This is a genomic window from Pseudomonas sp. gcc21 (assembly GCF_012844345.1).
Taxonomy (GTDB): domain Bacteria; phylum Pseudomonadota; class Gammaproteobacteria; order Pseudomonadales; family Pseudomonadaceae; genus Halopseudomonas.
This window is the reverse complement of the sequence record NZ_CP051625.1, coordinates 3,239,714-3,252,099: the sequence shown is the minus strand read 5'-3', so window position 1 is coordinate 3,252,099 and position 12,386 is coordinate 3,239,714. Positions and strand designations below refer to the sequence as shown.

Below are 12,386 nucleotides of genomic sequence, written 5' to 3'. Positions count from 1 at the left end.
CATGAACATGCCTATCTATGATTTTGATTGCCCTGCGTGCGGGGTCTTCGAAGCGCTATTGCCCAGTGCCCAGCGCGACGAGCCGCGCGACTGTCCTGACTGCGGGCACACCATGCAGCGGCTCGTGTGCGCGCCACGCCTGCAGATCCTCAACACGCAACAACGCACTGCGCACGAGACCAACGAGCGCAGCGCCCATGCGCCGAAGCTCAGCCACGGGCACAGTTGTTGCAGCTCCGGTTCCTGTAGCCATACACCGCGTGCCGATGGACAACCGCCGGCGCTCAAGCAACAAACCGGCCCCCGCCGTCCCTGGATGATCAGCCACTAACCGCTGCGCAGCCGGACCGGGGCGCGTTCAGCCCAGATACCGGAGCTTGCACAGCATGATGATTTCCTCCCCGGAACGGATAACCCAACAGATGAAGCGTGAACTGGTGGTCATCCTGGAAATGGCCAAGCTGATGGAGAAACCGCTGGACGCGCCGCGCACGATTCAAGGCCTGCTCCGGTTGCTGTCACAGCTATATGGCCTGAATTGTGGCCGGGTCAGCCTACCGGACGCGGCCACCAGCACCCTTCAGGTGCGTTATTCCTACGGCCTGTCGATTGACGATCTCAAGGCCGGGCGCTTCAACCTCAACTTCAACGAAGGGGTAACCGGCTACGTCATGCGTACGGGCTCGATCGGACTGGTACCTGATGTAGATAAGGAGCCTTTGTTCATCCGCCGTATTACCGAGCTGTCCCATCATCGTGGCGGTCGCATGGCCTTTATCGCCATACCCATTCTCGAGACCGGAACGCCGATTGGCGTACTGTCGGTGCAGCGTGAAGGACTACACGAACGGCCCTTCGATAACGACATCAGCCTGCTGCGCGTGGCGGCGGCGATGATCGGTCAGCTGTTGCGCATTCATAGCTTCGTCGTAGAGCAGACTGCTCATCTGGTGAAGGAGAACCAGCATTTGCGCCATAGCATCGCCGTCGAGGGCATGCTCAAACAGAGCCTTGCGCACGGCATTCTCGGCACCAGCCAGGCACTGATGGACGCGGTGCGTTCGGCGATTCAGGTCGCGCGCAGCGATGCGCCGGTAATGCTGCTGGGTGAGTCGGGCACAGGCAAGGAAAAGTTCGCGCGCATGATCCACCAGCAAAGCGACCGCCGGGAACAGCCATTCATTTGCATAAACTGCGCCGCGATTCCAGCCGACCTTCTGGAGTCCGAGTTGTTCGGGCATGTCAAAGGTGCGTTCACTGGGGCTTCGCAAAGCAAACTGGGCAAGATCATCCAGGCCGACCGGGGCACGCTGTTCCTCGACGAGATCGGCGACATGCCCCTCGCGCTGCAATCCAAGCTTTTGCGCGTGCTGCAGGAAAAGAAGGTCGACCCTATCGGCAGCATGCAGTCGGTTCCGGTGGACTTCAGGGTGATTACTGCCACGCACGTAAACCTGCAGGAATCGGTCAATCAGGGCAATTTCCGCCTGGATCTGTTCTACCGATTGCACGTGGTGCCGGTGCACCTCCCGCCCCTGCGTGATCGCCAGGATGATATCCGGCAGCTGGCACTGCACTTTCTCAACGAACTCAATCATCACTACGAACGCAACTGGAGCCTGGCCGCTGATGCCTTTGCCGTGCTGGAACAGTTCGACTGGCCGGGCAACATCCGCCAGCTGCAGAACGTGCTGGAACGCACCGCTCTGACGAGTGATCAGGACTTGATCAATGGAGAGCAGCTCCGCCAGAGCCTCGCCTCGGAAAGCGCCATAACCATTCCGCAGAAATCCAAAACCCTGCCGCACCTGTCAGAGCCGGTTCCCGAAACGAGAGCTGGGAATAACGGGCGCAGTTACAGCCGTTCCTATAACTGGGTGCAGCAGGACGAAGCAGAGGTCATCCGCAGCATGCTCGCGCTGACCAACAACAACCAATCCGAAGCGGCCCGGCGACTGAATATAAGTCTCAGGCAGCTTCGCTACCGGGTCAGCAAACTGGGCATCGAACGCCCACATATCTGACCCACTCAATACGGAGTAGAACCAATGCGACACGGTGATATATCAAGCAGCCCGGACACAGTGGGCGTGGCGGTCGTCAACTACAAGATGCCCCGCCTGCACACCAAAGGGGACGTCCTCGATAACGCCCGCAGGATAGCGGACATGATCATCGGCATGAAACAGGGCCTGCCCGGTATGGATCTGGTGGTGTTTCCGGAGTACAGCACCATGGGCATCATGTATGACAACGAGGAGATGATGGCCACGGCCACCACCATCCCGGGCGACGAAACGCGCATTTTCAGTGAAGCCTGCAAACAGGCCCGTACCTGGGGCATCTTCTCGCTGACCGGCGAGCAGCACGAGGAACATCCGCACAAGGCACCCTACAACACGCTGGTGCTGATCAACGACCAGGGCGAAATTGTGCAGAAATACCGCAAATGTATTCCCTGGTGTCCGATCGAAGGCTGGTATCCCGGCGACCGCACCTATGTGACCGAAGGCCCCAAGGGCATGAAGATCAGCCTGATCATCTGCGACGACGGCAATTACCCGGAAATCTGGCGCGACTGCGCGATGAAGGGTGCCGAACTGATCGTGCGCTGCCAGGGCTACATGTACCCTGCCAAGGAACAACAGGTGATGATGTCCAAAAGCATGGCCTGGGCGAACAATTGCTACGTTGCCGTGGCCAACGCCGCCGGCTTCGATGGCGTGTATTCCTACTTCGGTCATTCGGCGATCATCGGCTTCGACGGCCGCACCCTGGGCGAATGCGGCGAAGAGGAAATGGGCATCCAGTACGCGCAACTGTCCGTCTCGCAGATCCGCGACGCACGCGCCAACGATCAATCACAGAATCACCTGTTCAAGCTGCTGCACCGCGGCTACACCGGCATGTACAACTCTGGCGACGGCGATCGCGGCGTGGCGGATTGTCCGTTCGACTTCTACCGCACCTGGGTGCTGGATGCGGAAAAGGCGCGCGACGATGTCGAGAAGATGACCCGCGGCACCATCGGCGTCGCTGACTGCCCGGTCGGCGAACTTCCCCAACCTGGACGCGACCGGGAAGCCGGTGCCTGAATTGAGCTGCGGCTCAACGGGGCCGTTTTCACGGTCCCATGCAGGCTCGGACAAGGACCAAAAACATGCCCTTTATCAATGACGTGCTGGTGCAGAACCAACGCGCCAGCAGCACCTTGCCGCTAACGCGCACCTCGCGTTTTCGCTTTGAGCCGCAGCAGGTCATGACGCTGCTGCGCTCGCGTATTGTCGGCCAGGATGCCGCCCTCGACACCATTGAAGACAGCCTGATGGTGATCAAGGCCGAACTCGGCGATCCGCGTAAACCGCTCGCGGTGGTTCTGCTCATGGGCCCCACCGGCGTGGGCAAGACCGAAACCGTGCGCCTGCTTGCCGAGGCGATTCATGGCAAAGCCGATGCGCTGTGTCGGATTGATATGAACACCCTGGCCCAGGAACACTACGCCGCCTCCCTTACCGGCGCCCCGCCCGGCTATGTCGGCAGCAAGGAAGGCACAACGCTGTTCGACAAAACTGCAATCGAAGGCAGTTACAGCGCTCCGGGAATCGTCCTGTTCGATGAGCTTGAAAAGGCCAGCGAGCCGGTCGTCCGGGCCCTGATGAACATCTTTGATAACGGCCAGCTACGCCTCAGTTCCGGCACTTCCACACTGGATTTTCGCAACAGTGTGATTTTCATGACCAGCAACGTCGGCGCCGAGGCGCTGTGGACTTATCAACAGCGCCAGCAACAGGGCTGGCGAAAATGGACGCCCGCTCAATGGCAGCTACGCCAGGAAGCGAAACTGGTCGACCGGGCGCTGGAAAAGCAATTCTCGCCGGAGTTCATCAACCGCATCGACCACCGCGTGCACTTTCAGCGGCTCGGTACGGAGCAGGTAGGGGAGCTGGTAAATCTGGCACTGGTCCGTTTGAATCAGCGCCTGGCCCGGCACCACTCGCAGCTGATGCTCACCCCGGAGCTTCACGACTGGCTGGGCAAACAGGGCTTCGATCGACGCTACGGCGCACGCTCCATGGCGCGTGCCTTCCGTCATCATCTGGAGCCGGCAGTGGCACGCCTACTGCTGGATCATCCGGACCGGAAAGCCGGCAACGTCATTCAGGCATCGCTTGGTCAGGACGGCATACAGCTAAGCCTGCTCGGTTCAGACAGTCCCTGAAGCATGAACACTGGCTGCTCGATCGAACATCCAGGCCTGATCAGCAGGCACAAAAAAACCCGCCGAAGCGGGTTTTTTCTTTACCTGCTGATCAGATGCAGTCTTCGACTGACTTCAGCGGGTAATGCGCCGGGTATGGCAGGGTAGCCACGCCGGAATCGATCGCAGCCTGGGCAACAGCAGCAGGCACTTCTTCGATCAGACGGACATCCATCGGCTTCGGAATGATGTAGTCCCGGCCGAATTCCAGGTTGATCCCGCCGTATGCGGCAGAAACGTACTCCGGCACTGGCTCCTTGGCCAGTTTGCGGATGGCGTGAACGGCAGCGATCTTCATTTCTTCGTTGATGCGGGTCGCGCGAACGTCCAGTGCACCACGGAAGATGAAGGGGAAGCCCAACACGTTGTTGACCTGGTTCGGGTAGTCGGAACGACCGGTAGCCATGATCACGTCGGGACGCGATGCATGGGCCAGCTCCGGGTTGATTTCCGGATCAGGGTTCGAGCAGGCGAATACGATCGGGTTCTCAGCCATCAGCTTCAGCTCAGCCGGCTGCAGCAGGTCAGGACCGGACAGGCCGACAAACACGTCAGCGCCCTTCATGGCGTCGGCCAGGGTACGCTTGTCGGTTTCGGTAGCGAAGATCGCCTTGTATTCGTTCAGATCGTCACGGCCAGCGTGGATAACGCCTTTACGGTCGATCATGTAGATATTTTCAACGCTGGAACCCAGGCTTACCAGCAGCTTCATGCAGGCAATCGCTGCAGCGCCGGCGCCCAGACAAACGATTTTGGCGTCTTCAATCTTCTTGTCAGCCAGCTCCAGCGCGTTGATCATCGCGGCAGCGGTCACAATAGCGGTACCGTGCTGGTCGTCATGGAAAACCGGGATATCGCACTGCTCGATCAGAGCTCGTTCAATCTCAAAGCACTCAGGCGCCTTGATGTCTTCCAGGTTGATGCCACCGAAGGTGCAGGAAATGCGCTTGACGGTGTCAATGAATGCTTGCGGGCTTTCGGATTCGACTTCGATGTCGAACACGTCGATACCAGCGAAACGCTTGAACAATACACCCTTACCTTCCATTACCGGCTTGCTGGCCAGCGGCCCGAGGTTGCCCAGACCCAGGATGGCGGTGCCATCGGAAATCACTGCAACCAGGTTGCCCTTGCCAGTGTATTTGAAGGCGTTGTTGGCGTCCTTGGCGATCTCGCGGACAGGCTCGGCAACGCCAGGGCTGTAAGCCAGCGCCAGATCACGGGCAGTGGCGGTCGGCTTGGTCAGCTCAACGCTCAGCTTACCCGGACGCGGGTGGGCATGGTACTCGAGTGCATCGGTTCTCAAATCAGACATGTTCAAAATTTCCGGTCAGGTTGCTCATGCGGACGGCCGAGAATACAGAAAAGCCACTATACGAACAAGATCATTCACAAGATCAATGTCAAGGACATATTGTTATATCCATGTGTCATCTCGATAAGTCGACTCGGTCACATTTTCAAATGAATCAAGGGCGTTGCAGCATGAAGGAATGCTCGATAGGCAAGATGAACGGCTTGTGCCCGGGCTTCAATTGCCCCCGATCGCGATCGATCACCCAGCCACGCGCTTCGACGTCTTTACCTGCCAGCTGCTCAACCGGGATTGCTCTTACATAGTCAGTTTCGCGCTGGGCGATTCTCAGCACCAACGGACCGTCCAGCTCCAACCAGTAGAATTTCCCCGCCTTGCTGACCGACTGGACCCGGCCACGCACGATCTGGAATCCGCCAGAGGACACCTGGCTCGCTGGCGTAGAGGCCGCGCCTTCCCACACACCCAACGAGCCTTGGCGCGCGACGCGCTCGGCCGCGGCATGGCACTCAACCAGATCAATATTCGGCGGAACGGCCAACGCATACCCCAGCCCTTCGCGCAGCAGCTGCGCTTCGATATTGGTGCCGCTGGCAAACAGATGACCGAGGGTACGCCCGTAATGATCCTTCGGGTCACCACCCACCGACAACAGCAGCGGTTGAGCCTCGGTCAGCTGTTGCAGCCGCCGGCGGGCTGCCTGCGCGAAGGGCTCGGACGCCTCACCCCGGCGGCCAATCTCCGGGGTATTGATACCGATCAACCGGAGCCGCCGACCGTCACGCAACTCAAGGGTATCGCCATCAATGACATGACGAACCAACACCGGCTCGCTGTCGCCAACCTGGCTGCAGGTGTCGGCAAACACCGACTGAACCGAAAGACAGACAATAAAAAAGGCGCCCCTGAGGAGCGCCTTTCTGGTATCGGGCATTGCCAACATGTGGCAGCCGACCTTACTTCTTGGTGCTGAGTGCACCGAAACGCTGGTTGAAGCGCTCGATACGACCACCGGTGTCCAGCATCTTCTGCTTACCGGTGTAGAAGGGGTGGCACTCGGAGCACACGTCAAGGTGGATAGTTTCACGCAGAGTGGAACGGGTCTTGATCACGTTACCGCAGCTGCAGGTAGCTTCGAGATCTTGGTACACAGGATGCAGATCAGCTTTCATGGTGATTCCTCGGTTTTTTGTGCCGCCACCGGACCAACATGATCAGGCACCGCACTGGATAATCGCACCGCTACCATACACTGGTACCGGAAAACAGGCCGGCGATAATAACAGAAACAAGAGCAGACGCAAGCATCCCCGGAATGCGCCACGGTGCTACCATCAGCGACGAATTATCAATGGAGTGTTACGTGTCCGGCCCGATTCTGCAGGTTGCCCTGCCTTCACCCCTGCGTCGCTTGTTCGACTATCTTGCGCCAGCCAATATCCCATTGGAAGCCCTGCGTCCGGGCCTGCGCGTCAAGGTACCTTTCGGCAACAGACAGCTCGTAGGGCTGATAGCCGGTCTCAGCACTAGCTCGGACGTTCCGTCAAACAAGCTCAAGCCCGCAATCGAGCTGCTGGATCGCGAACCCCTACTGCCCGACGCGCTATGGAAACTGTGCACCTGGACGGCCAGCTACTACCAGCATGGCCTGGGCGACACCCTGAGCAGCGCCCTGCCAATCCTGCTGCGCCAGGGCGAGCCGGCGCTGGCGCGTCAGGACCTGATCTGGCAATTGCTGCCCGGCGCCTACCCTGAACACCCCGCAGTCAGCCGCGCCGCCAAACAGAAACACGCGATCCAGACGCTTCAGCAACATCCGCATGGCTTGTCCCACACGTTGTTGAGCCAATGGGGGCTGACACGCGCCACGCTCGAGTCACTGGAGAAAAAGGGGCTGGTGCAACAAACCAGTCAGTCGCAGCACCACGTGAACGAACCTCTTCCTTTATTACGTGAAGCGCCGTTGACGGCCAATGCGGAACAAGCCGCAGTCCTTGCGGAAATTTTGCCCCCGCCGCAAAGCTCGGAGCAAGCGGCTTCAAGTCAGCCCGCGCCTGGCTTCCGGGCCTGGCTGCTGGAAGGGGTAACCGGCAGCGGCAAGACCGAGATCTACCTGCAGGCGATCGAGCACTGCCTGCGCCAGGGGCGCCAGGCTCTGGTGCTGATACCCGAGATCGGTCTCACGCCGCAAACACTGGAGCGCTTTCGCCGCCGTTTCAGCGTGCCGGTGGTGATCCTGCATTCAGGTCTGAATGATCGCGAACGTCTTGACGCATGGATAGCCGCCCGCGATGGCGAAGCCGGCGTGGTGATCGGCACCCGCTCGGCTATCTTCACGCCGTTGGCCCGCCCCGGTCTGATCATCATCGATGAGGAACATGACCTGTCCTATAAACAGCAGGAAGGCCTTCGCTATAACGCCCGGGACCTGGCGGTTTACAGGGCGCGCCTGGAAAACGTCGGGATTCTGCTCGGCTCCGCCACGCCGTCTCTGGAAAGCCTGCACAACGTTCAACGCGGCCGCTACCAACTGCTACGGCTGACACAACGCGCCGGCAATGCCCGTCCGCCCAGCTTCCAGTGTCTGGACATCCGCAGCCGTCAGCTGGATGCAGGTTTGTCCCGCCCGCTGGTGCAGGTCATGCGCGACCACCTGAACCAGGGCAATCAGGTACTGGTATTCATCAACCGCCGCGGCTTTGCACCGACGCTGATGTGCCACGATTGCGGGTGGATAGCCGAATGCAAACGCTGCGATGCGCGCATGACGGTTCACCAGTCGCCGCATCATCTGCATTGTCACCATTGCGGCAGTCAGCGCCCTGTGGACCGGGTCTGCCCAAAATGTACGGGTGAGGATCTGCGCCCGTTGGGTGCGGGCACCGAGCGCACCGAAGAATTTCTGACCAGCTGCCTGCCGGACTATCCGGTGTTGCGCATCGACCGCGACACCATGTCCCGCAAACAGGCCATGCAGTCGATGCTCAAGACCATTCACAGCGGCGCGCCCTGCGTGCTGGTCGGTACGCAGATGCTCGCCAAAGGGCATCACTTCCCCGATGTGACGCTGGTCGCCATCCTGGATGCTGACGGCGGCCTGTTTTCGGCAGACTTTCGCGGTCCGGAACGCATGGCGCAGATGATCACCCAGGTGGCCGGGCGCGCCGGCCGCGCGGACAAGCCCGGTCAGGTTTTGATCCAGACACATATGGCCGAGCATCCTTTATTGATTGATCTGACCGAGCACGGCTACGCCGCAATCGCCGAACGCGAACTCGCTGCCCGACAGGCCGCTCATCTGCCGCCTTACAGCTTTCTGTCACTTCTGCGCGCCGAAGCCAATTCAAGCGCGCTGGCAAACCAGTTTCTCGACGAGGCCTGTGATCTGGCGGAACAGATCTGCGAAGCCGGCAACTGGACCGGCATCGACCTGCTCGGCCCGGTCCCTTCTCCGATGGAACGCCGTGCCGGCCGTTTCCGGGCGCAACTGTTGATACAGGCCGAACAGCGATCAACCATGCACCAGCTTTTATATAACTGGTTGCCGCAGCTGGAACAGCACCCACTTGCGCGCAAGGTGCGCTGGTCGATTGATGTCGATCCGCTGGATATGTTCTAGGGCGGCTTGTTGATGGTGCCCTCAAAACCGAATCCCCCCTAGCCCCCCTTTTTCAAAGGGGGGAACGAGCCCGTGCTTTATTTGGCCTGATTCGCACGCTTGCGGAATCGATGCCGAGGATCTATCGAAACTCGCGACCATTCTACTGCCCGATCCAGCCAGCCGTTTGTCGGGGTGAAGCAAGTGTTGAAAACAAGGATGTTTTCACCAAGCCCCCAGGGATGGGTTCACGGCGTCTTGCGTAATCCTGGCAGATGGCTGGCGGTTAGCCTCGAACTCGCTACGGCAGCGCCGTCAAAATCAAATCCCCCAAGTCCCCCTTTTTGCAGAGGGGGACGAATCCGTACTTTATTTGGCCTGATTCGCACGCTTGCGAAATTGGCGAGGCGGATCTAGCGAAACTCGCCACCACTCTACTGCTCGATCCAGCCAGCCGTCTGCCGGGATGAAGCAAGTGTTGAAAACAGGGATGTTTTCACCAAGCCCCCAAGGATGGGTTCACGGCGTCTTGCGTAATCCTGGCAGATGGCTGGCGTATATCTCAAATCTCATCGCAGGGATCTTCTCTATATAGAGAACCAGCTGCAGCTTTGCCCAGCCAAGCCAAGCCCAGCGCGCGGACTGGCGCGCGCAGATGTCGATACGGGCCACGGCGCCGCCCTACCCGTAAACTGAATTTCGATGGCGTGCGCCTGGCTCAATGCGATTTGGCAAGTGGCTCTATACAACGGATAATGTCGGGTTTTCCACAGGCATTCGCCGGATACCCGATTACCCATGAAAAACCTGATCAGCCAGCTCCTTTCCAGCGCCGTTAGCAGCCTGCAAAGCCAGGGCGTTTTGCCCGCCGACCTTACGCCTAATATTCAGGTTGAAACCGCACGCGATAAAGCACACGGCGATTTTGCCAGCAACCTTGCGATGATGCTGGCCAAGCCCGCGGGTATGAAGCCGCGCGATCTGGCGGAAAAACTGATTGCAGCCCTGCCCGAGCACAAGGCCGTCGCCAGCGTGAGCATCGCTGGTCCCGGTTTTATCAACTTCTTCCAGGATTCAGGCTGGCTGGCTGGCCAGCTGGAGGCCGCTCTTGCCGATAACCGGTTGGGCGTGGCGCAAGCAGATCCAGCGCAGCGGGTAGTGGTGGATTACTCCTCACCCAACCTGGCCAAGGAAATGCACGTCGGTCATCTGCGCTCCACCATCATCGGTGACGCCGTGGCGCGCATTCTGGAGTTTCTCGGGCACGAGGTCATCCGCCAGAATCACGTAGGGGACTGGGGTACTCAGTTCGGCATGTTGCTGGCCTATCTGGAAGAGAACCCGGCGGACGCCGAGACCGAACTGGGCGATCTGGAGAATTTCTACCGCCAGGCCAAGCGCCGTTTCGATGAAAGCGAAGCGTTCGCCAACCGCGCCCGTGAGCGCGTGGTACAACTGCAAGCCGGTGACTCGGAGTGCCTGGCGCTCTGGCAGCGTTTCAATTCCATTTCGCTGGGCCACTGCCAGGCCGTTTATGACCGCCTCGGCGTCAGCCTCACCGAGCAGGACGTGCGCGGCGAAAGTACTTATAACGACAAGCTGGCCGACGTAGTTGAAAGCCTGACCGCTAAAGGTCTGCTGACCGAAAGCGAGGGCGCCCGTTGTGTGTTCCTCGACGAATTCAAGAACAGCGAAGGCAAGCCCCTGCCGGTAATCGTTCAGAAGGCTGGTGGTGGATACCTTTACGCCACCACCGATCTCGCCGCAATGCGCTATCGCCATGAACAGCTACAGGCCGACCGCGTGCTGTATTTCGTCGACCAGCGCCAGGCACTGCATTTCCAGCAGGTGTTTGCCGTCGCGCGCAAAGCCGGTTTCGTATCGGCTGACATGCAGCTCGAGCACATGGGCTTCGGCACCATGAACGGTGCCGACGGCCGGCCGTTCAAGACCCGCGATGGCGGAACGGTCAAGCTGATCGACCTGCTCGACGAGGCGGAGGCCCGGGCCCATCGACTGGTAAGAGAGAAAAATCCTGAGCTGGGCGAAGAAGAACTGAGCCAGATCGCCCGGGCAGTAGGTATCGGCGCGGTTAAATATGCCGACCTGTCGAAGCACCGCAGCAGCGATTACAGCTTCAATTTCGAGCAGATGCTCAGCTTCGACGGCAACACGGCTCCTTATCTGATGTATGCCTATACCCGCGTCGCCAGCGTATTTCGCAAACTGGGCAGCGGCATGGATCAGCTGGACCAGCTCGGCCCGCTGGTTCTGGAGGAAGAAGCTGAAAACGAACTGGCTGCGCACCTGGCCCAGTTCGGCAACACCCTGAATTACGTCGCCCGGGAAGGCACCCCCCACGTGCTCTGCCATTATCTGTATGAACTGGCCGGACGCTTCTCCAGCTTCTATGAGCGTTGCCCTATCCTTGCGGCCGAACAGCCCAGCCAGCGCGACAGCCGCTTGCGCCTGGCCGCGCTGACTGGACGAACCCTGCAGCAAGGCCTTACTCTGCTCGGCATTGAAACCTTGGAGCGCATGTAAGCAGTATGGCCAAAGGACGCAAAGCCCCAGCACGTGGCGCCAGCCGCGCTAAAGCTTCCGCCAGGCGAGGGATTCCGCCGTGGTTGTGGCTGATCAGTGGCCTGGTCATAGGCCTTTTCGTGGCGTTTCTGCTCCAGCTGGAACCCGGTCGGGAGACTGTCAAACGCGACACGACCCCGCCGAAGCAGGTACAGCCGAAGAAACCCGCAAAGCCCGCTGAGCCGCAGCCTCGTTATGACTTCTATACCTTGTTGCCGGAATCCGAGCAGCTGGTGCCGGAACACTCCGTGCCCAAGCAAGCACCACCGCAGCCCGCGAAGAAGGAAGAGGCTGCCAAGCCGCAGGACAGAACCCGGTTTTTCCTACAGGCCGGCTCATTTCGCAAGCGTAACGATGCTGATCGGGTTCGCGCCCAGATCCTGCTGCTCGGCCTCGATGTTAAACTGGAGGACGCCAAGCTCGGCGATGGCGAAACCTGGTATCGCGTTCAGGTAGGTCCCTTCCAGGATCGCAGCAGCGTCAACCAGGCGCAAAAAACCCTCGCAGGTAACGGTTACGACAATCTGCTGCTGCAACAGCGTAGCGAGACACGCTGAACGTAATTGCAGCTTGAAATCCGCGCTCCTGACCCCAAATAGGTTTCATTAGGGAATCTCTGCAAAACGTATCGA

The 12,386-nt window shown here is 59.6% G+C and carries 10 protein-coding genes; 7 read left to right on the top strand and 3 right to left on the bottom strand.

The genetic code is table 11. From position 1 onward, the window contains the following. Positions 1-7 precede the first annotated feature (7 nt). The 4 genes from HG264_RS14980 (at position 8) to HG264_RS14965 (ending at position 4,219) form a co-directional block, all read left to right on the top strand. On the top strand, positions 8-331 hold the full coding sequence (locus HG264_RS14980; RefSeq protein WP_169408378.1) for a zinc ribbon domain-containing protein: 324 nt from the start codon (positions 8-10) through the stop codon (positions 329-331). A 55-nt stretch (positions 332-386) separates the two neighbouring features. Continuing rightward, positions 387-2,024 carry a sigma 54-interacting transcriptional regulator gene (locus tag HG264_RS14975; RefSeq protein WP_169408377.1) on the top strand — a complete coding sequence of 546 codons (1,638 nt, stop codon included), beginning with the start codon at positions 387-389 and terminating at the stop codon, positions 2,022-2,024. Positions 2,025-2,048: 24 nt separating this feature from the next. Further along, positions 2,049-3,095 carry an aliphatic amidase gene (locus HG264_RS14970; protein ID WP_169408376.1) on the top strand — a complete coding sequence of 349 codons (1,047 nt, stop codon included), beginning with the start codon at positions 2,049-2,051 and terminating at the stop codon, positions 3,093-3,095. 65 nt (positions 3,096-3,160) lie between these two features. Continuing rightward, positions 3,161-4,219: an AAA family ATPase gene (locus tag HG264_RS14965; RefSeq protein ID WP_169408375.1), complete on the top strand. Its 1,059-nt coding sequence runs from the start codon at positions 3,161-3,163 to the stop codon at positions 4,217-4,219. Between the two features lie 91 nt (positions 4,220-4,310). Here HG264_RS14965 and HG264_RS14960 read toward each other — a convergent pair whose 3' ends face one another. From HG264_RS14960 to rpmE, 3 genes are all read right to left on the bottom strand, one after another. Then, positions 4,311-5,573 (bottom strand): malic enzyme-like NAD(P)-binding protein, encoded by a 1,263-nt coding sequence (locus HG264_RS14960; RefSeq protein WP_169408374.1) that lies wholly within the window; start codon positions 5,571-5,573, stop codon positions 4,311-4,313. A 154-nt stretch (positions 5,574-5,727) separates the two neighbouring features. Then, complete coding sequence (locus HG264_RS14955; protein WP_256663694.1) at positions 5,728-6,507, bottom strand: thermonuclease family protein; 780 nt, start codon at positions 6,505-6,507, stop codon at positions 5,728-5,730. A gap of 22 nt (positions 6,508-6,529) precedes the next feature. Further along, positions 6,530-6,745, bottom strand: coding sequence for a 50S ribosomal protein L31 (rpmE, locus tag HG264_RS14950; protein WP_150302131.1), 216 nt, complete (start codon positions 6,743-6,745; stop codon positions 6,530-6,532). 191 nt (positions 6,746-6,936) lie between these two features. Between rpmE and HG264_RS14945 the strand changes: the two genes are divergently transcribed. The 3 genes from HG264_RS14945 to HG264_RS14935 all read left to right on the top strand — a co-directional run bounded on the left by HG264_RS14945 (position 6,937) and on the right by HG264_RS14935 (position 12,311). Further along, entirely contained in the window at positions 6,937-9,192 is a 2,256-nt protein-coding gene (locus tag HG264_RS14945; protein WP_169409162.1) for a primosomal protein N', read from the top strand. A 777-nt stretch (positions 9,193-9,969) separates the two neighbouring features. Beyond that, positions 9,970-11,715 carry an arginine--tRNA ligase gene (argS, locus tag HG264_RS14940; protein WP_169408372.1) on the top strand — a complete coding sequence of 582 codons (1,746 nt, stop codon included), beginning with the start codon at positions 9,970-9,972 and terminating at the stop codon, positions 11,713-11,715. A 5-nt stretch (positions 11,716-11,720) separates the two neighbouring features. Next, complete coding sequence (locus tag HG264_RS14935) at positions 11,721-12,311, top strand: SPOR domain-containing protein (protein WP_169408371.1); 591 nt, start codon at positions 11,721-11,723, stop codon at positions 12,309-12,311. Positions 12,312-12,386: the final 75 nt, after the last annotated feature.